This window comes from Sinomonas albida, assembly GCF_004919045.1.
In the GTDB taxonomy this organism is placed as follows: Bacteria; Actinomycetota; Actinomycetes; order Actinomycetales; family Micrococcaceae; genus Sinomonas; species Sinomonas albida.
Map to the genome: position 1 here is coordinate 1 of NZ_SWDW01000023.1, position 24210 is coordinate 24210.

General features: G+C 68.1%; 17 protein-coding genes and 2 rRNA genes. 13 read left to right on the forward strand and 6 right to left on the reverse strand.

Annotated features, from left to right (window positions below; translation table 11 throughout):
* Positions 1 to 95 precede the first annotated feature (95 nt).
* A 23S ribosomal RNA gene (locus tag E6A26_RS17025) occupies positions 96 to 3219 on the forward strand.
* 239 nt (positions 3220 to 3458) lie between these two features.
* Positions 3459 to 3575: ribosomal RNA gene (gene rrf / locus E6A26_RS17030) — 5S ribosomal RNA — on the forward strand.
* Positions 3576 to 4209: 634 nt separating this feature from the next.
* Here the strand turns inward: rrf and E6A26_RS17035 are convergent.
* On the reverse strand, positions 4210 to 5100 hold the full coding sequence (locus E6A26_RS17035) for an aminoglycoside phosphotransferase family protein (RefSeq protein WP_136612404.1): 891 nt from the start codon (positions 5098 to 5100) through the stop codon (positions 4210 to 4212).
* 170 nt (positions 5101 to 5270) lie between these two features.
* On the opposite strand from E6A26_RS17035, the gene E6A26_RS17040 reads away from it, so the two are divergent.
* The 8 genes from E6A26_RS17040 (at position 5271) to E6A26_RS17075 (ending at position 16336) form a co-directional block, all read left to right on the forward strand.
* On the forward strand, positions 5271 to 5555 hold the full coding sequence (locus E6A26_RS17040; RefSeq protein WP_136612405.1) for an HU family DNA-binding protein: 285 nt from the start codon (positions 5271 to 5273) through the stop codon (positions 5553 to 5555).
* A 108-nt stretch (positions 5556 to 5663) separates the two neighbouring features.
* On the forward strand, positions 5664 to 7799 hold the full coding sequence (locus tag E6A26_RS17045) for a cytochrome c oxidase assembly protein (RefSeq protein ID WP_136612406.1): 2136 nt from the start codon (positions 5664 to 5666) through the stop codon (positions 7797 to 7799).
* Positions 7800 to 7908: 109 nt separating this feature from the next.
* Positions 7909 to 10056: an NHL domain-containing thioredoxin family protein gene (locus E6A26_RS17050; RefSeq protein ID WP_234865643.1), complete on the forward strand. Its 2148-nt coding sequence runs from the start codon at positions 7909 to 7911 to the stop codon at positions 10054 to 10056.
* A 271-nt stretch (positions 10057 to 10327) separates the two neighbouring features.
* Positions 10328 to 11365: a LacI family DNA-binding transcriptional regulator gene (locus E6A26_RS17055; RefSeq protein WP_136612407.1), complete on the forward strand. Its 1038-nt coding sequence runs from the start codon at positions 10328 to 10330 to the stop codon at positions 11363 to 11365.
* 91 nt (positions 11366 to 11456) lie between these two features.
* Positions 11457 to 12857: an ABC transporter substrate-binding protein gene (locus E6A26_RS17060; RefSeq protein ID WP_136612408.1), complete on the forward strand. Its 1401-nt coding sequence runs from the start codon at positions 11457 to 11459 to the stop codon at positions 12855 to 12857.
* A gap of 2 nt (positions 12858 to 12859) precedes the next feature.
* Positions 12860 to 13825, forward strand: coding sequence for a carbohydrate ABC transporter permease (locus tag E6A26_RS17065; protein WP_211129213.1), 966 nt, complete (start codon positions 12860 to 12862; stop codon positions 13823 to 13825).
* Positions 13822 to 14709 (forward strand): carbohydrate ABC transporter permease, encoded by an 888-nt coding sequence (locus E6A26_RS17070; RefSeq protein ID WP_136612409.1) that lies wholly within the window; start codon positions 13822 to 13824, stop codon positions 14707 to 14709. The genes E6A26_RS17065 and E6A26_RS17070 overlap by 4 nt, the downstream gene beginning before the upstream one ends.
* A 103-nt stretch (positions 14710 to 14812) precedes the next feature.
* Positions 14813 to 16336, forward strand: a complete 1524-nt coding sequence (locus E6A26_RS17075; RefSeq protein ID WP_327407903.1) for a glycoside hydrolase family 32 protein — start codon at positions 14813 to 14815, stop codon at positions 16334 to 16336.
* Here the strand turns inward: E6A26_RS17075 and E6A26_RS17080 are convergent.
* The gene (locus E6A26_RS17080) at positions 16311 to 17321 is read right to left on the reverse strand and encodes a hypothetical protein (RefSeq protein WP_234865646.1); all 1011 of its coding nucleotides are present in this window, start codon (positions 17319 to 17321) and stop codon (positions 16311 to 16313) included. The genes E6A26_RS17075 and E6A26_RS17080 overlap by 26 nt on opposite strands.
* 247 nt (positions 17322 to 17568) lie before the next feature.
* Positions 17569 to 18504 carry an AEC family transporter gene (locus tag E6A26_RS17085; RefSeq protein ID WP_136612411.1) on the reverse strand — a complete coding sequence of 312 codons (936 nt, stop codon included), beginning with the start codon at positions 18502 to 18504 and terminating at the stop codon, positions 17569 to 17571.
* 164 nt (positions 18505 to 18668) lie between these two features.
* On the opposite strand from E6A26_RS17085, the gene E6A26_RS17090 reads away from it, so the two are divergent.
* Positions 18669 to 19667 carry a LacI family DNA-binding transcriptional regulator gene (locus E6A26_RS17090; protein ID WP_136612412.1) on the forward strand — a complete coding sequence of 333 codons (999 nt, stop codon included), beginning with the start codon at positions 18669 to 18671 and terminating at the stop codon, positions 19665 to 19667.
* A 102-nt stretch (positions 19668 to 19769) separates the two neighbouring features.
* On the opposite strand, the gene panD is transcribed toward E6A26_RS17090, so the two are convergent.
* From panD to E6A26_RS17105, 3 genes are read right to left on the reverse strand one after another with little or no spacing between them, the layout of a single operon-like run.
* Complete coding sequence (gene panD / locus E6A26_RS17095) at positions 19770 to 20195, reverse strand: aspartate 1-decarboxylase (RefSeq protein ID WP_211129215.1); 426 nt, start codon at positions 20193 to 20195, stop codon at positions 19770 to 19772.
* A gap of 48 nt (positions 20196 to 20243) precedes the next feature.
* On the reverse strand, positions 20244 to 20930 hold the full coding sequence (locus tag E6A26_RS17100) for a phosphonatase-like hydrolase (protein WP_136612413.1): 687 nt from the start codon (positions 20928 to 20930) through the stop codon (positions 20244 to 20246).
* Positions 20927 to 21715 (reverse strand): GntR family transcriptional regulator, encoded by a 789-nt coding sequence (locus E6A26_RS17105; RefSeq protein ID WP_136612414.1) that lies wholly within the window; start codon positions 21713 to 21715, stop codon positions 20927 to 20929. Before E6A26_RS17105 ends, E6A26_RS17100 begins: the two co-directional genes overlap by 4 nt.
* Before the next feature lie 164 nt (positions 21716 to 21879).
* On the opposite strand from E6A26_RS17105, the gene E6A26_RS17110 reads away from it, so the two are divergent.
* A complete protein-coding gene (locus tag E6A26_RS17110) occupies positions 21880 to 23040 on the forward strand; it encodes a TIGR03364 family FAD-dependent oxidoreductase (protein ID WP_136612415.1) in 1161 nt (386 codons plus the stop codon).
* 55 nt (positions 23041 to 23095) lie between these two features.
* The gene (locus E6A26_RS17115) at positions 23096 to 24178 is read left to right on the forward strand and encodes a 2-aminoethylphosphonate ABC transporter substrate-binding protein (RefSeq protein ID WP_136612416.1); all 1083 of its coding nucleotides are present in this window, start codon (positions 23096 to 23098) and stop codon (positions 24176 to 24178) included.
* Positions 24179 to 24210 lie beyond the last annotated feature (32 nt).

The following is a 24210-nucleotide window of genomic DNA, read 5'->3' on the forward strand; positions in this document are numbered from 1 at the left end:
GGCGGTGGTGGTTCTCCTCCTGTGCAATTTTTTCTTTTGGTTTCTGTTTTTTCCTTGAGATTCTTGTGCTGCCCCCGCGCCTTGTGTGTGTGGGGGTGTGAGGTTTTCAAGGGCGTACGGTGGATGCCTTGGCATCGGGAGCCGATGAAGGACGTGGGAATCTGCGATAAGCCTGGGGGAGTCGATAACCGGACTGTGATCCCAGGGTGTCCGAATGGGGAAACCCCGCCGCATGTCATGTGCGGTGACCTGCCGCTGAACGCATAGGCGGTGTGGGGGGAACGCGGGGAAGTGAAACATCTCAGTACCCGCAGGAAGAGAAAACAACAGTGATTCCGTCAGTAGTGGCGAGCGAACGCGGACGAGGGCCAAACTGTGCGCGCGTGATACCCGGCAGGGGTTGCGCGCATGGGGTTGTGGGGTCCTGCTTGGTGCGTCTGCCGGCGTGCCGGGGTGTGTGCGGGTATAGGCGAACGGTCTTGAACGGCCGGCCGGAGTGGGTGTGAGTCCCGTAGCCTTGAATGCCTGTTGCGTGCCCTTGCGGGTGTCCCCGAGTAGCACGGGGCCCGAGAAATCCCGTGTGAATCTGTCAGGACCACCTGATAAGCCTGAATACTACCCGATGACCGATAGCGGACAAGTACCGTGAGGGAAAGGTGAAAAGTACCCCGGGAGGGGAGTGAAATAGTACCTGAAACCGTGCGCCTACAATCCGTCAGAGCAGGCTTGTTCCTGTGATGGCGTGCCTTTTGAAGAATGAGCCTGCGAGTTAGTGCCGTGTCGCGAGGTTAACCCGTGTGGGGGAGCCGCAGCGAAAGCGAGTCTGAACAGGGCGTTCAGTGGCGCGGTCTAGACCCGAAGCGGGGTGATCTACCCATGGCCAGGTTGAAGCGACGGTAAGACGTCGTGGAGGACCGAACCCACTTCAGTTGAAAATGGAGGGGATGAGCTGTGGGTAGGGGTGAAAGGCCAATCAAACCCCGTGATAGCTGGTTCTCCCCGAAATGCATTTAGGTGCAGCGTTGCGTGTTCCTTGCCGGAGGTAGAGCTACTGGATGGCCGATGGGCCCTACCAGGTTACTGACGTCAGCCAAACTCCGAATGCCGGCAAGATACAGCGCAGCAGTGAGACCGCGGGGGATAAGCTCCGTGGTCGAGAGGGAAACAGCCCAGACCGCCGGTTAAGGCCCCCAAGCGTGTGCTAAGTGGGAAAGGATGTGGAGTCGCAGAGACAACCAGGAGGTTGGCTTAGAAGCAGCCACCCTTGAAAGAGTGCGTAATAGCTCACTGGTCAAGTGATTCCGCGCCGACAATGTAGCGGGGCTCAAGCACACCGCCGAAGCCGCGGCAGCTCCACAGTACCCCAGCCTTCGGGCTCAGGGGTGGGGCTGGGTAGGGGAGCGTCGTGCGGGCAGTGAAGCCCCCGGGTGACCGAGGGGTGGAGGCCGCACGAGTGAGAATGCAGGCATGAGTAGCGAAAGACGGGTGGGAAACCCGTCCGCCGGATGATCAAGGGTTCCAGGGTCAAGCTAATCTGCCCTGGGTGAGTCGGGACCTAAGGCGAGGCCGACAGGCGTAGTCGATGGACAACGGGCCGATATTCCCGTACCGGCGAAGGACCGCCAATGCCGGAGGGCCGATGCTAACCGTCCCTGCCCCGCACTGCGTCCCCTTCGGGGGCCGCGCCGCGGGAGCGGGCATGGGAACCGAGGCCCCGAGGCAAGCGCATTAACAGGTGTGACGCAGGAAGGCAGCCCGGCCAGGCGATGGTTGACCTGGTCCAAGGACGCAGGGCGGGCCGCAGGGAAATCCGCGGCCCAGGCGCCCGAGGTCCGACGGGACCCCCGCGAGGGGGGATCGGGTGATCCTATGCTGCCTAGAAAAGCATCGGCGCGAGGTCCTAGCCGCCCGTACCCCAAACCGACACAGGTGATCAGGTAGAGAATACCAAGGCGATCGAGAGAATCGCGGTCAAGGAACTCGGCAAAATGCCCCCGTAACTTCGGGAGAAGGGGGACCCTGACCTTGAACCACCCTCGCGGTGGGGAGGGGATAGGGGTCGCAGAGACCAGGGGGAAGCGACTGTTTACTAAAAACACAGGTCCGTGCGAAGTCGCAAGACGATGTATACGGACTGACTCCTGCCCGGTGCTGGAAGGTCAAGAGGACCCGTCAGCCCTTCGGGGTGAAGCGGAGAATTCAAGCCCCAGTAAACGGCGGTGGTAACTATAACCATCCTAAGGTAGCGAAATTCCTTGTCGGGTAAGTTCCGACCTGCACGAATGGAGTAACGACTTCCCCGCTGTCTCGACCGCGAGCTCGGCGAAATTGCACTACGAGTAAAGATGCTCGTTACGCGCAGCAGGACGGAAAGACCCCGAGACCTTCACTACAGTTTGGTATTGGTGTTCGGAGCGGCTTGTGTAGGATAGGTGGGAGACTGTGAAGCGGGCACGCCAGTGCCGGTGGAGTCGACGTTGAAATACCACTCTGGTCGCTTTGGGCATCTCAACCTCGGCCCGTGATCCGGGCCAGGGACAGTGCCTGACGGGTAGTTTAACTGGGGCGGTTGCCTCCCAAAGAGTAACGGAGGCGCCCAAAGGTCCCCTCAGCCTGGTCGGCAACCAGGTGGCGAGTGCAAGTGCACAAGGGGGCTTGACTGCGAGAGAGGCATCTCGAGCAGGGACGAAAGTCGGGACTAGTGATCCGGCGGCACCTCGTGGAAGGGCCGTCGCTCAACGGATAAAAGGTACCTCGGGGATAACAGGCTGATCTTGCCCAAGAGTCCATATCGACGGCATGGTTTGGCACCTCGATGTCGGCTCGTCGCATCCTGGGGCTGGAGTAGGTCCCAAGGGTTGGGCTGTTCGCCCATTAAAGCGGTACGCGAGCTGGGTTTAGAACGTCGTGAGACAGTTCGGTCCCTATCCGCTGCGCGCGCAGGAGATCTGAGAAGGGCTGTCCTCAGTACGAGAGGACCGGGACGGACGAACCTCTGGTGTGGCAGTTGTACCGCCAGGTGCACCGCTGCTTGGCTACGTTCGGATGGGATAACCGCTGAAAGCATCTAAGCGGGAAGCCCGCTTCAAGATGAGATCTCCATACACCACTGGTGTTGAAGGCCCCCAGCAGACCACTGGGTTGATAGGCCGGACGTGGAAGCAGGGACCAACGACCTGCGAAGCCGACCGGTACTAATAGGCCAACAGCCTCACACCACACAGCACAGCACACTGCTCGCGTCCACTCTACGGTCCCCAGACAACAACCCCCGCACCACCCACAGCACACCGAACACCACAGCACCACAACAGCAGCACCACAACCGAATACGCCACAACCGAATACAGCACGCACGGACCCCCGACCCCCCGCACCGCGGGACACCGGGGACCAGCACCGCAACCACAAGGCTTCCCCACCACCCCCGCCCCGGGGCCGGTGCGCGGAGAACAGGTTACGGCGGCCATAGCGTGGGGGAAACGCCCGGACCCATCCCGAACCCGGAAGCTAAGCCCCACAGCGCCGATGGTACTGCACCCGCCAGGGTGTGGGAGAGTAGGACACCGCCGGACAACACCCCACCCCGAGGGCCCCACACCGACGTGGGGCCCTCAGGCATTTAACCCCCCAAAACCCCCGCCCCACCTCCCGGTCTCGGGTACGCCAACTCCCCATTTTTCCCGGTCTCGGGTACGCCAACTCCCCATTTTTCCCGGTCTCGGGTACGCCAGCTCCCCCCTTTCTGGGTTTCGGGTACGCCAACTCCCCATTTTTCCCGGTCTCGGGTACGCCAGCTCCCCCCTTTCTGGGTTTCGGGTACGCCAACTCCCCCTCCTCCGGCTCTCGGGTACGCCAACTCCTGCTTTTCTGGCTCTCGGGTACGCCAACTCCCCCCTTTCTGGGTTTCGGGTACGCCAACTCCCCCTCCTCCGGCTCTCGGGCACGCCAACTCCCCGACGGCCCCGCCCCGGCAGCACCACCCTTGCCGCCGGCGGGGGACGGCATCCGTACCCGAGACGGCCCGGGACGGGCAGTATCCGTACCCGAAACGGCCGGGGGCGGGGAGTATCTGTACCCGAGACGGCCTGGGGCGGGGAGCAGCCGTACCCGAGACGGCCTGGGGCGGGGAGTATCTGTACCCGAGACGGCCCGGGGGCGGGGAGTATCTGTACCCGAGACGGGCGGGGTGGGGGGCGCGAGCTGGTTCTAGCCGAAGCGCTCGAGAACCCGAGCCAGCATCCGGCGCCCCTCTTCTTCGAAGGCCCAGTCGCCGACGTCGTGCGACCACACCACCGTGCCCAGCGCCTGCAGCAGGTTGTCGAGCAGCCACGAATCTCGTTCCTCGGCCGGGTCGCGGCCGTAGCCGGCGTAGAACGCCGCCCTGAGCGCCGCGCCGTCGTGCGTTGGGCCCTGTGCGGCGCCGGCGCGGTCTGCGTCGCCCGCGAAGTAGCGGTGCTCCACCCGCACGAGGTCGGTGACCCACGGCCGGTAGCCCGCCCGGCCGAAGTCGATGACGCCGAGAACGCCGCCGTCCTCGACCCAGTTCCGGGGCTGGTAGTCGCCGTGCGTCGCGTAGAGCAACCGGGGCATGGGCTGATGCGCGGCGGCAAGTCCGCGCACCGCGCGAAGCTGCGTGGCGGGCACGAGGCCCGTTGCGCGCTCCGCGAAGTCGGCGAGCTTGTTGAGGGCTGCGGGATCGTAGCTTGGCGTCTCGTTCCGGGGCTGGTGGAACCGGGCCAGGAGTTCGCCGGCCTGCCGGAAGGCGTCGGTCGAATACTCAAGTGGCCCGCCCTCCACCAGGCGCCCGGGCAGCCACGAGGTCACCACGAGACCCGCCCGGGCGTCCCCATGCAGGAGCTGCGGCGCCCGGTGTCCGAGCGGCGCCGTCATCTGCCGGTGGGCGCGAATCTCGCGCTGGATATGGTGCGCGGCCTCGCTCGCCTTGACCACGACCGGACCGCTCTCGGTGGCGAGTCGCAGCACATGGATGCCCTGGATGCCCCACGACAGGTCCTCCTCGACCTCCCACGAGCCGAGCCACCGGTGCAGGAGGCGGAGCTGCTCAGGGGTCAGAAGTGAGAGCGCAGATTCGGCCACGGCACCACGCTACGCCCCCCAAAATCGGCCCGAGAGCAGCGAATCGGGCTAAAAACCCCCGAAAACACGCGGAATTTGCTGGCACGCGGCGCATTAGCTGGTAGGTTCGTCACCAGCAGCCCCGGGCGGACGCTCGGGACTCACGAACCAACCGACGTCCAGGAGGACACATGGCTAAGAACCGCAGCGAGCTTGTTGCCGAGGTGGCCGGCAAGACGAGCCTCAGCCAGACCGCCGTCAACGGTGTGCTCGACGCACTGTTCGAGGTCTTCGAGAGCTCCGTCGCCAAGGGCGAGAAGGTCAGCATCCCGGGCTGGCTCGCCGTCGAGCGCACCGAGCGCGCCGCCCGCACGGGCCGCAACCCGCAGACGGGCGAAGAGATCCAGATCCCGGCCGGCTTCGGCGTCAAGCTCACGGCTGGCTCCAAGCTCAAGGCCGCCGCGTCCAACAAGTAACACCACCGTTCGGCCCGGGGGAGCACGCGCGCTGCGCTGCTCCCCCGGGCCGTTTCGTGTCCGCCTCCGGAGGACGGTCCGCCGCGGCGCATCTGGGAGAATGGGTGGGTGCCGAGCTCCACACGAACCGTCCGAACCGCCCCTTCGCCTGATGCGGGGGAGCGCGGCACTGCGCGGGGCTACCGGTATGCGGCGCTCGGCGCGGCGCTCGTCGTCCTTGTTGCTGCGCTCGTGTTCTCCGGCGCAGCCGCGGCCCGGCAGGTACTGGACCCGGGCGCCGTCGTCCGCTGGGGGCTCCCTGTCGCGCAGGCGACCCTCAACATCTCCGTGGCCCTCGTGCTGGGCGGGCTTGCGTTCGCCGTCGTGATCCTGCCGCATCGCCGCCGCCCCGAGCGCGCGCGCGCTGACGGTGCGAGGGGCGAGGCCGGGGCAGGGAAGGCCGACGACGGCGGCGAGCACCCAGCCTTCACGCGCGCCTTGCGCGTGGCGAGCGTCGCGTCGCTCGTCTGGACGGCGAGCTCGGTCGCGGTCCTCGTCCTCACCGACTCGGACCTCATCGGCCAGCCGATCTCCGGCGGCTCGGACTTCACGAAGCAGCTCACGTTCTACATGACGCAACTCGACGTGGGCCGAGCCTGGCTCGTGACGGTAATCATCGCCGCGACGGTCGCGACGCTCCTGTTCGCCGTCCGCTCGCTCACGGGCCTGGCGCTGACGTTCGTCATCGCCATGATCGGCCTCGTTCCGATGGCCCTCATCGGCCACTCGGCCAGCTCGAACGATCACGAGGGTGCGGTCAACTCGCTCTTCCTCCACATCCTCGGCGCTGGCCTCTGGGTGGGCGGGGTCGGGGTCCTCGCGCTGCTCGGCGGGACGCTCGCGGGCCGGCTTCGCTCCACGGGGTCCGGCGCGGGGGCGGAGCTCACCGAGGCAGTCCTGAGGCGCTTCTCAGCCCTCGCGCTGTTCTGCTTCGTGACCGTGGTCGTCTCCGGCATCATCAACGCGTCGCTGCGCGTGACGAGCTGGGCGGACCTGTTCGGTTCCGCCTACGGACAGCTCGTGATCGGGAAGGTCGTGTTCGCGGTGATCCTCGGGGTCATCGGCTTCATGCACCGGCGGTGGGTCATCCCGCAGCTGTCCCGAGGGGCGTCCGCGAAGCGCGTCCTGTGGCAGCTCGTGGGCGTCGAGGCGATCGTCATGGGCGGCGTCTCGGGCCTCGCCGTCGCGCTCAGTCGATCTGCCCCGCCGCAGCCCACGAGCTACGCGCCCGACGCGACCCCGGCCTTCATCCTCTCGGGCTACAACCTCCCGCCCGAGCCCACGACGGCCCGCTGGTTCACGGAGTGGCGCTTCGACTGGCTCTGGCTCGCGGTCGCCATCTTCGGCGCGACCGTCTACGCGCTCGGGATCGTCAAGGTGCGCCGGCGCGGCGACGCATGGTCATGGCCGCGCAGTGTCGCGTGGTTCGCGGGCCTCGTGGTCCTCACGTACATCACGAGCGGCCCGCCCGCCGTGTACGGGCGCGTGCTGTTCTCCGCGCACATGGTGGACCACATGATGCTCACGATGGTCGCGCCGCTCTTCCTCGTGCTCGGTTCGCCCGTGACTCTCGCCCTCAAGGCACTCGCGCCGCGGCAGGACGGAAGCCGCGGCCTCCGCGAATGGCTTCTCGTGTTCGTGCACTCGAAGTTCTCGCGCCTCGTGACGCACCCGCTGTTCGCCGCCGCGAACTTCGCGGGCTCGATCATCCTGTTCTACTACTCCGACCTGTTCGGGTACGCGATGCGGGACCACGTGGGCCACGAGCTCATGAACCTGCACTTCACGCTCACGGGCTACATCTTCGTGCTCACGATGATCGGCTCCGATCCGCTCCCGCGGCGCGCGCCGTACCCGCTGCGGCTCCTCCTGCTCTTCGCGACGATGGCGTTCCACGCGTTCTTCGGCGTGGCGATTATGGGATCGTCGATCCTCCTGGAGCCCACGTACTTCGGGAATCTCGGGCGCCCATGGGGCCCGTCGGCGATCGCGGACCAGCAGACCGGCGGCGGAGTTGCGTGGGGCATCGGGGAGATCCCGACGGTCATCGTCGCGATCGGCGTGGCCGTCATGTGGTCGAAGTCCGACGCGAAGGAGACGAAGCGCCGAGACCGGGCCGCGGATCGGGACAACGACGCCGAACTCGAGGCGTACAACGCGATGTTCACCCAGCTCCAGCAGCGCGATCGCACCCAGGGCCGCTGAGCGTGTGTGACGCTCGGCGACGAGCCCCCGGCCCGGGTGGAACAAAGCCCCGCATCATGGGGGTTGACCCCTTAGAACGACTGAGTCCGCCAGCACGTGAGGAGCGCCCGTGACCCCCCAGTCCGCCGAGTCCGCCAACGCCAGCGCCGCCGCAGGCCTGAGAACAGCCCATCGGGTGCGAGCCAGCGAGCTCGCCGGCCGTGGCTGGCTCAATACGGGCGGCGCGCAGCTCGACCTCGCGGCCCTGCGCGGCAAGATCGTCCTCCTCGACTTCTGGACGTTCTGCTGCATCAACTGCCTCCACGTCCTCGACGAGCTGCGCCCGCTCGAGGAGAAGTACCGCGACGTCCTCGTGACGGTCGGCGTGCATTCGCCGAAGTTCGAACACGAGGCGGACCCGGTGGCGCTTGAGGCTGCCGTGGAGCGCTACGAGATCCACCACCCGGTGCTGGACGACCCCGAGCTCCTCACGTGGCAGGCCTACACGGCGCGCGCGTGGCCCACGCTCGTAGTCGTCGACCCCGAGGGGTACATCGTGGCGCACCTCTCGGGGGAGGGCCACTCGGCAGGCCTGGGCGTGCTCGTCGAGGACCTCATCGCCGAGCACGAGGCCAAGGGCACGCTCCACCGCGGCGACGGTCCGTATGTCGCACCCGAGCCGGTGTCCCGCACCCTGCGCTTCCCGGGCCAGGCCGTGCCGCTCGAGAGCGGCGACTACCTCGTAGTCGACACGGGCCACCACCGGCTGGTCCAGCTCCGCCCCGACCTCCAGACAGTGCAGCGGATCATCGGATCCGGCACGAAGGGCTACGTGGACGGGGCGGCCGAGGCGGCACAGTTCAACGAGCCGCAGGGCGTGGCGATCCTTCCCGCGGACATCGCCTGGCAGACGGGCTACGACGCGATCGTCGCGGACAGCGTCAACCACCGGCTGCGGGGAGTCTCCCTGAGCTCGGGTCACGTCGAGACCGTGGCCGGCAACGGCATCCAGCGCCTGCTCGACGCGGGCCCGGCCCGGGTCGACGGCGACGGCGCCGGCGTGTGGGCGGCCGAGAAGGCCGCGCCCCACGCAGGCACCGGAACGAACGACGGCGCCGCCCTCGCCTCGTCTGCCGCGCACGCCGCCGACTACGCCGGCGACGCCGTGGACATCGGCCTCCTCGGCCACGGCACGAGCGTCTCGCTGTCCTCGCCGTGGGACGTCGTCTGGAGCGAGAAGCTGCGCAAGGCGGTCGTCGCGATGGCCGGAACGCACCAGATCTTCACGTTCGACCCCGTGTCCCGCGAGGTCGCGATCCTCGCGGGCTCTGGGCTCGAGGGCCTCCTCGACGGCCCTGGCCCTGAGGCGTGGTTCGCGCAGCCCTCAGGCTTGGCGATCGACGCGGACGGCAACGTCTGGGTGGCGGACTCCGAGACGTCCGCCCTGCGGAAGCTCGTCCTCGGCGAGCCCGGCGCGCCCGGCGCGAGCGGCCAGGACGCGACCGGCCGGGATGCCGCCGGCCAGGCCGCCAACGGCCAGAGGCCGGGCACCCGGTCCAACGGCGTGCGCGTCGAGACCGCCGTGGGCAAGGGCCTCTTCGACTTCGGCTTCCGCGACGGCGCCGCGGCCGAGGCTCGTCTCCAGCACCCCCTCGGCGTCGCTGTCCTGCCGGACGGCTCGGTCGCCGTCGCCGACACCTACAACGGCGCCGTGCGCCGCTATGACCCGGCGACCCAGGCCGTCTCGACGTTGGCGCGGGACCTCGCGGAGCCGAGCGACGTCGTCGTCGTGCGCCCCGAAGACGGCGAGCCGCTGCTGCTCGTCACCGAGAGCAATCGCCACGAGCTTTCGCTCGTCTCGGTCCCGAAGGACGCCCAGCAGGTGGACGAGGGTGCGAGCCAGACGCAGCGGCCGGCGTCGCCCCTCGCACCCGGCGCGCTCGAACTCACGGTGCGGTTCAAGGCGCCCACGGGCCAGAAGCTCGACAACCGCTGGGGCGATCCGACACAGCTCAAGATCTCCTCGACGCCGCCGGAGTTCCTGAGCTCGGGGGGCGGCACCTCCCAAGGCCTGACGAGGACTCTTGCCCTGAACCCCGAGGTCGCCGAGGGCGTCCTGCACATCACGGCCCGCGCAGCCGCGTGCGACGGCGCGCTCGGTGAGGAGATCCCGGACCATGCCGCGTGCCATCTGTACCAGCAGGACTGGGGCATCCCGGTAGTGTTGCGGGAGGGCGCGGACGCGGAGCTTGTGCTCGACCTGCGCGGGATGAACTGACGCTGGGGTTCTGACGGGGGATTCCGACGGATTCCGCCCCCGGATTTTGCGCCCCCGGATTCCGACCGGGATTGCCGCGAACGACGGCGGGATCCCCCGCGTGTCGCACGGCGACACGGCGTCAGGGGCGTGAGTCCCGGTCGGAATCCGTGGCTGCGCAAGTAGGAATGTGCGGCTGCGCTGGTCGGAATCCGTGGCTACGCTGGTCGGAATCTGCGGCTGTGCTGGTCGGCGGACGGTCGGCTCCGAGCCAGCCACTAGGATTACGGCCATGGCCCCCCGCGCGCAGAAGGCGCCCACTCCAACGATGAAGGACGTGGGCGTGCTGGCGGGCGTGTCGCAGAGTACCGTCTCCCACGTCGTGAACCGGACCGGGAAGATTCCGCCCGAGACGGAGCAGCGGGTGCGGGATGCCATTGAGCAACTTGGCTTTCGCCCCAATGAGACGGCACGCAATCTGCGCCTCCAGCGGAGCCGCACGATCGGCCTGGTGACAGACAGGATCGCGTCGTCGCCGTATGCCGGCAAGGTGCTCCGCGGGGCCGAGGAGTACGCGTGGGAGCGCGACTACCTGCTGCTCCTCGTCGACGCGAAGCAGGACACGAACATCGAGGCTGCGGCCGTGGACACGCTCCTCGCGCGCCAGGTCGATGGCCTCCTGTACGCGGCGATGTCGTGGCACGAGGTGGACACCCCAGACAGCTTCTCCTCGCTGCCGTCCCTGCTCATCAACGCGTGGCACTCGCCGCGGCGGGCCGTGCCGGCTGTGGTCCCGGACGAGGTGCACGGTGGGCGGCTCGCCGCCCGCGCCGTCCTCAAGGAGGGCCATCGGCGCATCGCGTACCTCGGAGGCCCGGTGGACGATCCCGCGCGCATCGAGCGCGAACGGGGCTTCCGCGAAGAGCTCGCCGCGCAGCAGGTTCCCGTCAACGAGGCGTGGATCTACACCGGCAACTACCAGATGAGGTCGGCCTACGCGCTGACCCACAGCATTCTCGATGCAAGGGAGGACATCACGGCGTTCGTCTGCGGCAACGACCGCATGGCCGCGGGAGCCCTCCTCGCCGCACTCCAGCGGGGACTTCGCGTCCCCGAGGACCTGTCCCTCGTCGGCTACGACGACCAGGAGGAGTTCGCAGACGAGGTAACGCCCGCGCTCACGACCGTCACGATTCCGCATTACGAGATGGGCCGGGTTGCCGCCGAGCAGCTTCTCGGGTCGCTGGAAAGCGGCGTGGCACCCGTCGGGGCTACGGTTCCCAACCAGCTCATCCTCCGCGATTCGATCGCGGCTCCGCGCCGCGCGTAGGCGCCTCCGCGTAACACCCTTGACATAGGAGGGGACCTAGATCACACTCGTTCATACGTATTATTCATACGTATGAACAGAGAGGTTCAATATGAGTTCCCTCCTTTCCCAAGCGGTTTCCCGACGATCCGTCCTCATCGGCGGGGCGGCCCTTCTCGGCACCGCAGGGCTGTCTGCGTGCTCGCCGGGCAATGCTGGCTCGGCCGGCGGATCGAAGACCCTGAACGTCGCGTACTTCGGCACGCAGCAGCAGGCGGACAAGACGGCGAAGGTCGCCGACGCGTTCATCAAGGCCAACCCCGGTGTGACGGTCAAGTTCAACGGGATCAACGGCACCGACTGGAACGACTTCTTCACGAAGGTCCTCACCCAGATCGCCGCGGGCAACCCGCCGGACATCGTCTCGGTGGCGACCGAGGGCGTGCAGCTGTTCGCCCAGAAGAAGCTCGCCCATCCCCTCGACGACTTCATCAAGCGTGACAAGGACCAGCTCGCGCCCTACTTCAAGGACGTCCACCCGGCCCTTGTGGAAGCGATGATGTACCAGGGCAACCTCTACGAGCTGCCCACCGACTTCAACGCCGGCAACATGTACTTCAACACGTCGCTCCTCAAGAAGTCCGGGCTCGAGGTGCCGCAGGCGGACTGGACCATGGACGACTTCAAGTCTGTCGCGGCCGCCATCAAGAAGAACCCCGACACGGTTCCGTTCGACTGGGTGGTCCGGCTGTGGGGCTCGTGGACGTCCTCCATGTACGCGAACGGCGGCAATCTGGTCACCGAGGGCAAGTACGACGGCGGCGACTGGCTCTGGAGCCAGTTCTACTCGGGCGATCCTGCCGCGCAGGGCCGCAAGGGCGGCTGGAAGTGGGGCGCCCCAACGGCCAACTCGGACGCCGTGGTCGAGTCGCTCGACCTCATGGTCGAGCTCGCGAACAGCGGCCTCTCGGCGAAGCCGGACGTCGGCGGCGGTTCGACCCTGCAGGGCCTCTTCTCGAACAACAAGATCGGCATGGCGATCGGCGGCGGCTTCTGGGCCGGCGGTCTGCACAACGCGGGGATGGGCCCGGACGCGTTCGACGTGCAGTACTTCCCGAAGTGGAAGGTCCAGCGGCACCTCTTCGGAACCGGCGGCTACGGCATCTTCGAGTCGTCGAAGAACAAGGATCTCGCCTGGGAGTTCCTCAAGTCGCTCGTCGAGCCCTCCGCGATCGACATCCTCACGGCGGGCAACTCGACGACGCCCTCGCGCCGGTCGATGATGACCGCGGACCGGTACGCGCCCACAGGGCCCAAGAACTGGAAGGTGTTCTACCACACGCTGGACAAGCTGCCGAACACCGCCCCCATCCCGGCCCCGCCGTACTACAACGCCATGGCGAACGCGCTCAACCAGCGCACCACGGAGGCGATGTCCTCGGGCAGGGCCAAGTCCGCTCTGGACGGTCTCCAGAAGGACCTCGAGACCGCCGCGGCCTCGATCGGAAGCTAGCCATGTCTGTATCAGCTCTGCGCACCGAGTCCCCTGGGGCCGCGAGCCCCAGGGGGCCGCAGGCCTCGAGCCGGCGCCGTAACGCCAACCGCGCGCATCGGCGCGAGGCCGCGTTCGGGTGGCTCATGATCTCCCTCTCGGCGCTCACCATCCTCGTGTTCACGGCGGCTCCGATCGTCTTCACGTTCGTGCTCTCGTTCTTCTCGTGGGACATCATCAGTCCGCCGGAGTTCGTCGGACTCCAGAACTTCGTCCATCTCTCGTCCGACACGGCCGTCATCCACTCGTTCGGGGTCACCGCGCTGCTCGCTGTCCTGATCGTTGTGCTGCAGATCGTGATCGGGCTGGCCATGGCCATCCTGGTCCAGCAGCGAGTCTCGACGTGGGCGCGGTCCATCTTCCGCACGGCGTTCTTCCTGCCGCTCCTCGTCTCCGCGGCGTCGATCTCGATCGTGTTCAGCTATCTCTTCGACGACCACTTCGGCGTGATCAACTACTACCTCCAGGTCCTGGGCCTGCCCCAGATGCAGTGGCTGAGCTCGCCCGGAGGGGCTACCGCGACGATCGTCATCGTGGCCGTATGGCAGCAGCTCGGATTCGTGTTCATCCTGTTCGTCGCGGCGCTCGGCTCGCTGCCTAAGGATGTCCTCGAGGCCGTCTCGATCGACGGGTCTGGCCCGATCCGGACCTTCTTCTCGATCAAGCTGCCCCTCATCAGCCCGACGATCTTCTTCGCGTCCGTGATCGGGCTGATCAACGCGATGCAGATCTTCGACCAGCCCTACGTCATGACGAAGGGCGGCCCCGGCGACGCGACCACCACGACCGTCATGCTCATTTACCGCACCGCGTTCCAGAACATCCAGTTCGGCTACGGCTCGGCAATCTCGGTGGTCCTGTTCGTCGTGCTGTTGGCCATCACGGGGCTGCAGTTCTACATCTCCCGGAAGTGGGTGTTCTACTCATGAGCACAGCAACGAAGACTCAGGCCGGGGTAGCCGGCGCGCCGCGATTGCGAGGCTCCCATGTCGTCACGCGCAAGGTGTGGCGTGGGGTCGGCCTCGTCCTGCTGATCATTATCGCCGCGACGTTCGTGCTGCCCATCCTCTGGACGGTCTCGACGTCGCTCCGCACCCCGGCGGAGTCGTTCAGCAACCCGCCCCAGTGGTTCCCGCTGGCGCCGGTCTGGTCGAACTACTCGGCCGTGTTCGAGCAGGTCCCGCTCGCGACGTTCTTCCTGAACAGCGTGATCGTGACGGGGCTCATCGTGGTCCTCCAGCTCATCACCTCGACGATGAGCGGCTACGCGTTCGCGCTGGTGCGCTTCCGCGGCAAGGGGGCGGTCTTCGCGATGGTCCTTGCGACCATGATGGTGCCCGCGCAGACCACGATCATCCCGATCTTCATCCTGATTCGCTACCTTGGGCTCTCGGACAACCTCTGGTCGCTCGTCGTCCCGGCAATCGGGGGAGCGTTCGGGACGTTCCTCATGCGCCAGTACTTCCTCCAGATGCCCGGAGAGCTCGCGGAGGCCGGCCGTGTGGACGGCGCGTCCAACTTCCAGATCTTCTCGAGGATCTACGTGCCGATCGCGCTCCCGCCCATGGCGACGCTCGCGGTCCTGAACTTCTCCGCCTACTGGAACGAGTTCTTCCGGCCGCTCATCTTCCTCCAGTCGACGAACAACTTCACGCTGCCGGTAGGCCTCGTCTCGCTCCAAGGAAACTTTGGGACGGGCAGCATCTCGATCGTCCTGGCCGGCGTCGTCGTCGCCCTCATCCCGAGCATCGCCATCTTCCTGCTCGCCCAGCGGTACTTCGTCGAGGGGATCACCGCGGGCTCGTTCCGCTGACCCCCGCGAGGTGCCCGGTGACGGATTGGACCACCCGTGAAAGAAGACCATGACGCAAGACCACTCGACAGCATCCTTCGCCGAAGGGGCATACCGTCCCCGCGTGCACTACACCGCCGCCGACACGTGGATCAATGATCCGAACGGACTCGTCTACGCCGACGGCGTCTACCACCTCTTCTTCCAGAACAACCCCTACGGCACGGACCACAGCAACATGTCCTGGGGCCATGCCGTCTCGCCCGATCTGGTCCACTGGCGCGATCGTCCCGTAGCGATCCTGTGCGATGCGAACGAGCAGATCTTTTCGGGGAGCGCCGTCGTCGACCATGGGAACACGAGCGGCCTGGGCGAGCCCGGGACCGCGCCGCTCGTCGCGGTGTACACGAGCCACCACACGGACAAGTCGCCGACGCCGGGCATCGAGGCGCAGTCGCTCGCGTACAGTCTCGACGGCGGCGAGACGTGGCGGAAGTACGCTGGCAATCCCGTCCTCGACAGGGGTTCGGCGGAGTTCCGCGACCCCAAGGTCTTCCGCTACTCGGCGCCGTCCGGGGCGTATTGGGTCATGGTCGCAGTTGAGGCGGTCGAGCGAAAAGTCGTCTTGTACCGCTCGGACAACCTCATCGAGTGGACGTATCTGAGCGAGTTCACGTCGACGGCGCCCGTGGGCAGGATCTGGGAGTGTCCGGACCTGTTCCCCCTGCCCGTCGACGGCGATCCAGGGAACACGAAGTGGGTCCTGATCGTCAACGTCACCTACGAGGAGGGGCGGGGCGGAACCGCCGGCCTCTTCTTCGTCGGGGACTTCGACGGCGTCGCCTTCACCGCCCTCGGAGGACGCGGCTCGACCGGCCGCCAGCCCGAATGGGAGCTCCTTGACTACGGCAGGGACTTCTACGCGACCGTGTCCTTCAACGATGTACCGGATGGCCGCCGGGTCCTCGTCGGCTGGATGAGCAACTGGGACTACGCCCGGATCCTCCCGACGTCCCCCTGGCGCGGCGCGATGGCCCTGCCTCGCGAGGCGAGCCTGCACACGGTGGACGGCCGGATCGTCTTGCGGCAGCGCGTCGTGGCGGGGCTCGAGCCCGGCGGCGCGAGTCGCTCGGTGGGCCGCACCGACATCCCCGCAGGAACGCATCCGCTGGGACTCGCGTGGGGCAGCGGTCCCTGCCTCATCGAGGCAACGTTCGACGGCGGGACGTCGGCGGAGTTCGGAATCCTCCTGCGGCAGGGCGGCGCCGAGGCGACCCGGATCGGGTATGACGCCGAGCGGGCGTGCCTGGTCGTCGATCGGAGGGCATCGGCCAGCACGGACCTCGGGCCTTCCTTCCCCTCGAGGGAGACCGCCCCCGTCGAGCTCGACGGAGGGTCCCTCGAGCTGCAGATCTACCTCGACGCTTCGTCGGTCGAGGTCTTCGCGCAGGGCGGCCGGGTGACGGTCACGGACCTCATCTTCCCCGACGCGTCGAGCACGGGAGTGGCGCTCTATTCGGAGGGCGGGGCCGCCCAGCTCACCGGCCTCACGCTGACGCCGCTCGAGGACACACCGGTAGAGCGGGCCGCCGAATCCCTGAGGGCCGAGGACGGGAGGGCATTCAGCCGATCACGGGCGTCAGCGTGATCGTCGAGCCCGAGACGTCCATCTTCATGGTGAAAGTGAAGCCGCGGTCCACCGAGAGCTGGCTCTGCCGTCCCGTGAACAGGTCGATCTGCTGTGCCGTGAGATGGGCCTTGCCCGCGAGCGGCGCGACGGTCCACTGGCCGTTGTACGGCGTGACGCTCGCCTTCGGGTAGTCAGAGATGCCCCACGCGATCGAGCCGTCCACGATCCTGTTGCCGGTTACGAAGGAGAAGGGGCACGCCGGCTGGAGCTGCTGCTTCGATGAGGCGGTCTTGGCGCAGTCGTCGAGGAATTCCTTCGCCTTTGCCTCGATCGCGCCGGTCAGGGCCGGCGTGGCCTTCGTCTCGAGCGCGAGGTGCGCCTGGGTGTTGCGCTGCGTGGCCACGGCGGACTTGGGGTCGGCGGCGAAATATTGGCCGGCAAGGGAGCCCACGTAGCTGCCCGGGTAGAACACGGGGAACGAGTTGTGGCCCGAGGGCATGTTCACGGCGGCCCCGTTGAGCGTCGCGCGGGTCGAGTTGACCACCGTGGCCTCCACCGTGGGAAGCGCGGCCGGCACGATGCTCCATTGAGGGAAGAACAGCCAGTCGGTGCCGGTCTGCTCGACGAGGAAGTCGCTCGTGTAGTTCGCGCCGCCCGACGTGAACGTGACCGGCACGTCCTGCCGGCCGTCGGCCGCGGCCTTCGGCTCGCCCACCGTGAGGTTCTGGACGCGGGACATCGAGTCGCGCAGGGGCGCGCCGTCGAGCATCGCCGCGCTGCCGGGAGGCACTTGGGCGCGCAGCGCACCGAGGGCCCGCGCGCCGTCGCCCGCCTGGAGCGCTGCGAGGTAGGCGCGCACAGGCTGGGCCGGGCCGCTCGCTCCCTTGACGGCGGAGATCGCCGCGATCGCCGCCACGATGGCCAGCACGAGGGCCGCTCCCCAGAGGAGCGAGACGCGGGTGATGGTCTGGGAAGTGGTGGGGGAGGCGTCCAGTTCGGACACGCCGGGCGCCGGCACGGTCAGCTCCGACGGCGGGCGGTCGGGGCTGGCGCCACGCACAGGGGCGCCGTGGGTTCGTCCGTCGCGGTCAGATCAAGCATGCGGCCAGCCTAGCGGGCCGGGCTCGGCGAGAGTTGTCATACGCGGTGGGCGCGGTGGGCGCGGTGGGGACGCGGCCTGGCGACGAGCAGCGCAACAGGCGAACGCGCGGGGCTACGAGAGCAACGCTGCACCAGGCGGACGCGCGCGGCTACGAGAGCAGCGCCGCCATGACGGCCATCGCGGGAACGGCCACGACCGTGGTGATGAGCACGGTGTCCTTCGCGACGACGAGGCCGTGCTGGTAGCGCTGCGCGGCAACATACACGTTCTGCGCCGTCGGCAGCGCGGCCGTGACCACGCCGGCGAACAGTGCATGCCCGTCGAGGCCCAGGGCGAAGCGCGCGAAGAAGTAGGCGATGAGCGGGTGGAGCACGAGCTTGAGGCTGGTGGCGATGAGCGTGTCGGTGCGGCGCCCGTCGTCGGCCCGGAGCGGGCGCGAGCCGTGCAGCGAGATGCCGAACGCGATGAGGATCGCCGGAATCGAGGCGCCGCCGATGAGGTGGATGGGCTGGGCGATGAGGTCCGGCAGCTTCCAGCCCGTCGCGGCGAGGACGAGCCCAATCATCGAGCCGATGATGTTCGGGTTCGTCACGACAGGGAGCACGAATTGGAGTGCCCGGGCGGCACCGGGCTTCGCGGTCGCGGTGGTGCCGTCGAGCATGAGCAGGTACGACGGCGTGAACAGCGCGAGCTGGAAGATGAGTAGGGGAGCCACGTAGCTTGCGTCGCCGAGCACGAAGACCGAGATCGGGATGCCGAGGTTGGCTGCATTCGCGACCGAGGAGCTCATGGACGCGATGAGCGACTCGGGCAGGTCGCGCCGCCGAACCCAGCGGAATACGGCGATCGAGACGAGGCCCACCGCGACGGAGCTCACCATGATCACGAGCAGATGCGTCGAGAAGATGGACCGGAGATCCGCCTTGCTGAGCGTCTCGAGGAGCAGGGCGGGGCTCGCGACGAAGAACGAGAGCCGGCTCAGAACCCCCTGGGCGCCTTCGCCGAGCAGGTTCTTGCGGGCAATGAACCACCCGCTGCCGATGATGACCCAGACGACGAAGAATCCGGCGAGTACCCCTAGCACGCGCGGCCCTCGGCCACGCGGGTCAGGAATCGATTTCTCAGGGGCACGCCCCTAGCTTAGCGGCCCCGTGGGACAGCCTCGCGCGGCGAGGCCGCCGGAGGTGCCAGAATCGACACACAGCACACTACGGGCGTCATCGACGCGGTGATGGAAGGGAGGCGGGCGTGCGGGCAACCGTCAAGGACGTCGCGCGGCTCGCGAACGTGTCCCCGAAGACGGTCTCCAACGTGGTCAACGGGACCGTCCCCGTGAGCCCCGCGACGCGTGAGCGCGTCGAACAGGCGATGGCCCAGCTCGACTACGTGCCGAACTTCTCCGCGCGCGGCCTCCGCAACGGCCGCACGGGCCTCATCGCGCTCGCGCTGCCGGACCTCGCCACGCCGTTCTCTGCCGAGCTCGTGCACGAGATCGTCGAGGTGGCGCACGGGGAGCGTCTCGCCGTCCAGCTCGAGGAGACCGGCAACGATCCGCAGCGCGAGCTCGAACTCCTCACGCGGGCGCGCGCCAACCTCGTCGATGGGCTCATCCTCAATCCGGTGGCCCTCGACCAGAGCGCGGTGGCGCCCGGCATGACGCTCCCGCCGGCGGTCATCCTGGGCGAGGTGCAGCAGGACATCGTGGACGGCGTCGGGGTGGACAGCGTGGGTGGGGCGCGAGCCATCACACGAGCGCTCGCCGAGGGCGGGCGACGGCGCATCGCCATCCTGGGCGTCATGCGGCACGTGGACGCGGCGACGGCAGAGACGCGCACGCGCGGCTACCGCGAGGCGCTGGCCGAGCTGGGCATTCCGTGGGACCCCGAGCTCGAGATCGTGTGCGACGAGTGGCAGCCCGCCGGCGGCGCCGCGGCGCTCGCGGGCTTCCTCGAGACGCACGAGCCCCCCGAAGCGCTCTTCTGCTTCACGGACAGCCTCGCCTACGGTGCCTTGTCGGTGCTCGCGGCCGCGGGCCTTTCTGTGCCGGGAGACGTCGCCGTGGCGGGCTTCGACGACCTGGCCATGAGCCCCTACGCCGTGCCCGCCCTGACGAGCGTCGCGTTCAGCCGCCGCCACATCGCCGAAGAGGCCGTGCGGCTTCTCCTCGAACAGATCGACGACCGCGGCCGGCCGCCGCGTCAGGTCGTGGTCCCGTTCGAGATCAGGCGCCGCGCGAGCACGGGCTGAGCCGGGGCCTGGCTGAACCCGCCCCACAGCGCAGCGGACGACGGCGGGTGCCCACCCGCCGTCGTCCGCTTGGGTGAGGCGCTGCTCCTAGTTGAGGTGTGCCTAGTTGAGGTGCGCCTGGATCGCGAAGGGCGGGCGCATGAGGCCCGGTGTGAGACCCTCGGCCGGATCGGTGCCGAGCTCGATGATCTTGTTCTCCGCGTCGACGTGGACGACCGTCGGCACGAAGTCCCGTGACTCCTCGTTGCTCATCGACGCGTAGCTGATGAGGATCACGATGTCGCCCTCGTGGACGAGGTGTGCGGCCGCGCCGTTGATGCCGATCACGCCCGAGCCGCGCTCGCCGGCGATCGTGTACGTCTCGAGGCGCGCGCCGTTCGTGACGTCGACGATGGATACGAGCTCGCCGGGCAGGATGTCGGCAGCCTCGAGCAGGTCAAGGTCGACGGTCACCGAGCCGATGTAGTGCAGGTCGGCGTGTGTGACCGTGGCGCGGTGGATCTTCGACTTGAACATTGTGCGGTTCATCGCCCCCAAGTTTACTCCGGCCGCGCCGGGGCCTCAGTGGCCCAGGTCTCAGGCGCGCGTGACGTCGAGGGCGGGAACGTCCGCAACGCTGTCGAGGACGACGACGCCGGGCTGGCCCTCGAGCTCTTCGCGGGTGAGCTTGCCCGTGAGCACGCCGACCGAGATGGCCCCGGCATTCCGCGCGGCTTGCACGTCGACCACCGTGTCCCCGGCCGCAAGGACCGAGCGGACGTCGAACACCCCGGTCTTCTCCATCGCGCGGTGGATCATGTACGGCGCCGGACGCCCGGCGGCGACCTCGGACGTCGTGACGATCGCGTCCAGCGCGTGCGCCGGGCCCTCCCCGACGGTCCAGCCGAGGCTCTCGAGCAGAGGTGCCGCGACGTCGTCCGAGAAGCCCGTGGTGAGCGCGACCTTGATGCCGCGCCCGCGCAGCTCGGCCAGGGCCTCGACGACGCCCGGGAACGGCGTCGGAGGTTCGGCGGCGTAGCGCTCGGCGAGGATCGCGCGGAAGCGCTCGAAGGTGGCGGCGACGGTGCCGGGGTCTGCGGCGGTGCCGCCGAGCCGCAGGAGGGCCCGGATGGCTTCGATCTTGTCCGCGCCCATCCAGGTCTGGAGGTCCGCGGGGCTCACGTCGACGCCGTTCTCCCGGACCGCGTCCTCGAGTGCGCGGTAGACGTTCCCATGGTCGTCCACGGTCGTGCCGGCGATGTCGAAGGCGGCGAGCTGGATCATTCTGTTTCTCCTGGGTTTCCCGGGGTGAGGACGCGGGCCAGGGGCGCCCGCTGGTTGAGGGTGTTGTGGACGACGAAGTTGGCGAGCTCGGGGCGGTAGCGGTCCTCGGCGTATTCGAGCGCCTCGCCCTTCGAGCTCGTCGTCACGCGGCGCTCGCGCAGGAGCGGTGACCCCGCCGGGATTCCGAGGAGCTCGGCATCGGTTTCGTCCGCGGCGACGGCGTCGATCGTGTGGCGCGCGCTGTGGAGGTCCACGCCGTGCTCGACGAGGAAGCGGAACGTCGAGCCCGAGTCAGTGTCGAAGCCGAAGAGCGGCTGGCCCGCCTCGAGGACGAAGTGCGAGCGCTCGACCATGGTCGGCTCGCCGTCGAGGAGGCGCAGGCGGAGGAGCGAGACGACCTGCACGTCGTCGGCGAGCCCAAGCTGGGCGGCGACCACGGGGCTTGCGGTGCGCTTGGCGATCTCGATCGTGCGCTGCCCGGGTTCCTTGCCGAGGCCCGTCGCCCACTCCGTGAAGGACAGGAACGTCTCGACCGGCTGGGAGAGGGCATCGCGATGGACCACGGGTGCCCGGCCGCGGCCACCAACGATCAGCTGCTCGGCGCGGAGCGCGGCGAGCGCCTGGCGCACCGGGCCGCGGGAGGTCTTGAACTCCTCGCACAGCGTGGCCTCGCTCGGAACCTGCGAGCCGTCGGGCCACGCCCCGGTCGAGATGCGCCGCCGGAACTCTTCGCGCAGCTGCTCGTGCAGAGGTGCCCGGAGGGGTGCTTCGCGACGGGAGATCATGCGTTGAGTATACAAGTCGCGGAACTTTGGGGTGGCTGGTTCCCCGTCGTTTAGGTGAACGACAGGTGAACTCATCATGGCCGGAGTTAAATCACTGTGAACTTGTATAGATAAGTTCCTTTTTGGCTTGGCAGGCGCCCGGGGGAGCCACGAGAGTGGAAGCCATGACCTCATCACCTGCGTCCCATGGCTATGATCTGCTCGTTGTCGGCGCGGGCGTCGTCGGCCTCGCCCACGCCGCGGCGGCCGCCGAGCGCGGGCTCCGCGTGCTCGTCATCGAGCGCGACTCGCACGCCGTGGGCGCCTCCGTGCGCAACTTCGGGCATGCCTGCGTCACGGCGCAGGACGGCGAGCTCCTCGACCTTGCGAGGGTGGCCCGCGAGCGCTGGCTCTCGCTGAGCTCCGCCGCCGGGTTCTGGTCGACTTCGTCGGGCGGCCTCGCGGTGGCCCGCAGCGCTGCCGAACTCGCCGTGCTCGAAGAGCTCGCGGCCACGCGGGCCGACGGCGGCGTGCGCCTTGTGAGCGCCGGGGAGGCGCGCGAGCGGATCGGCGGCGGGCTCGACTCGTTGACCGTCGGCGGCGCGGTACTCGAGGAGGACGTGCGCGTGGACCCGCGCACCGCCGTCGCGGGCCTCGCCGCGTGGCTCGAACAGCAGCCGCTCGTCGACATCCGCTGGCGCACGGCATACCTCGGGCCGACGGACGACGGCGGTGCCCGCACCTCGCGCGGCGTCGTGGCCGCCGCCCGGACGATCGTGTGCGCGGGCCACGATCTCGACTACCTCTTCCCCGAGGCCGCCGAGGAGGCCGAGGTCAAGCGCTGCGGCCTGCAGATGGCCCTCGTGGAGGCGCCGACGGTGGGCTCGTCCTCGGCACGGATCGCCCCCGCCGTGCTGACCGGCACGTCGATGCTGCGCTACCCGGCGTTCTCCACGACCGCGGCCTCCGTCTCGCTGCGCGCCGAGCTAGAGCGCACCCGCCCGGACCTCATCGGCATCGACGCGAACGTCATGCTCACGCAGCGCCCCGATGGCTCGCTCCTCATCGGCGACAGCCATGTCACGCTCGCGACGATGCCTCCGTTCCTCGACGAATCAGCGAGCACGGTGCTCCTCGACAGCGCCGCCGCGCTCCTCGGCGCGGAGCGCCTCGTGGTGCGGCAGCGCTGGCAGGGCGTCTATGCCTCGAGTCCTCGGGCGCCCTATCTCGTCGCCGACGTCGCCCCCGGCGTCATGGCCGTGTCCGTGACCTCGGGCGTCGGCATGACGATCTCGCACGGACTCGCGGTCAAGGTCGTCGACCAGCTCATGGCCTCCGCGGCCTGACCCAGCTTTCCCACCCACCCCGTTCACCCCCCTCACCCAACAGGAAGATCCCCCCATGACGCGCTCCACGCCTCTGACTCGCACGGCCACTGCCCTCGCCTCCTTCGCGGCCGCAGCCCTGCTCCTCTCCGCCTGCGGCGGCACCGCGACGGGAACCACCGCCGCGGCCTCCGGCGGCTCGACGGCCGCCGCGGGCGACGCGCAGGTGACCATCTACAGCGCCGACGGCCTCGCCGACTGGTACAAGCCGGTCTTCGACGACTTCACCAAGTCCACCGGCATCAAGGTCAACTACGTCGAGTCCGGCTCGGGCGAGGTCGTCTCGCGCGACGAGAAGGAGAAGTCGAACCCGCAGGCGGACATCCTCGTGACCCTCCCGCCGTTCATCCAGCAGGCGGACCAGAAGGGCCTCCTGGCCTCGACCAGCGCCGACCTCTCCTCGATCGCCTCCGCGGACAAGGCGTCGAACGGCCACTACGTCGCGGTCGTCAACAACTACGCCGCGATGATCCGCAACACGTCGCTCTCGCCGAAGCCGGACGCGTGGAAGGATCTCCTCGCGTCGAACTACAAGGGCAAGATCCAGTACTCGACCCCGGGCCAGGCCGGCGACGGCACGGCCATGATGGTCCTGCTCGAGCAGGTCATGGGCAAGCAGAGCGCGATGGACTACTTCAAGTCGCTCCAGCCGAACAACGTGGGCCCGAGCTCGTCGACCGGCAAGCTCGGCCCGAAGGTCTCCAAGGGCGAGCTCTCGGTCGCGAACAGCGACGTGCAGATGGCCCTCCAGTCGATCCAGGCCGACAAGTCGGCGTACGAGGTCTTCTTCCCGAAGGCTGACGACGGCAAGCGCTCGACCGTCGCCCTCCCGTACGACATGGGCCTCGCGGCGAACGCTCCCCACAAGGACAACGCCGAGAAGCTCATCTCCTACCTCCTCTCGAAGGACGTCCAGGCGACCGTCTCGAGCAAGGCGTTCGGCATCCCCGTCCGCACGGACGTCACCCCGACCGACGCGAACTACACGGCGCTCAAGAAGACCATGGACGGCGTGAACATCGTCTCGCCCGACTGGAACGCGGTGCAGAGCGGCCTCGCCGACGACCTCAACGCCTACAACACGGCCACGGGCCAGTAGCAGCACAGGCCAGCAGCAGTACCGGTCAATAG